Genomic DNA, 967 nt, shown 5'->3' with positions numbered 1-967 from the left:
TTCATCAAAAATAATTGGGCTATAGTGACGCTGCCCCTGCTTTAAGGCTTTGTAGAGCTCCACCTCATTTGCATAGGAAAAATACCTGAACTGCTCATCAACATACTGAACCACATAGTGACGCCCGCCCATATCGAGAACATAGCGAACAGAGCGGACACGTCCATCTGGAAAAAAAGCTTTCTTGATCGAGGTAAAGACACCTTCAACACGCGAAGCAATAATACTCGCTCGCTGAGGGCAGAAACAAAATACACGTAATTCACACTCGAAGTCACTTTGCTGTGCCAAACAAATCTGCAAATAAGACTGCAGGGTTTGCATCAGGGTATCACCCACTTCAAAACGGTGCGCACTGACTTCATTCCAGCTATTAATACTGATTTGATCTATCGTGCGTACCAGGTTAAAGCGATCGGTACTGTAGTCGAGTGCATCTGTACGATCACTTAAACGCTGCATCCCCCGTTCCGCTAATTCTTCCATGGGGTCTAAACCAACGCTCACAAACAAGACCACCTGTGTAACCTGCGCAGCCTTAACAAAGCTTGCCTGATTCACTGGTGGAAGAGGTACGCTAATACTTTGCTGCAAAGCACGAATCATCTGCTGAACTTCTTGTAGCCTGTAGCCCGTATCACCCGGTACCAGACTTAAGCGAGTGGAGCTATTTACAATGCCGTTAAAATATAGCCATGCAAGTAACTCCACCATCGAAGTAAATTTCTTCAAGGGCACTTCAAACGAAGCATCTGAATCAGTACTTAGATTCCTGTATAACAGCCAGCCGCTTTGCTCACTTGGCATCAACTGAGAGCTGGTATGGTGAATAGCCAGGTTCTCTTCCCATAAGTCCCCGACAATACCCGGATTAACCCGCTCAACCTTACCTGCTTTCTTCTGAAAATTTGCGTATAGCTTTCTGCCCAGGAGGTTAAGGTCTTCAGCGGTAATACTGGAGCGAATA

General features: G+C 45.9%; 1 protein-coding gene. It reads right to left on the bottom strand.

Going from position 1 to position 967, the window contains the following annotated elements; translation table 11 throughout:
* On the bottom strand, positions 1-967 hold a 967-nt coding region (locus A3766_RS24820; protein WP_197479729.1), incomplete at both ends, for a class I adenylate cyclase.

It is taken from the genome of Oleiphilus sp. HI0132 (genome assembly GCF_001635845.1).
The sequence above is the reverse complement of the archived record's forward strand: the minus strand, read 5'-3'. Positions and strand labels throughout refer to the sequence as shown.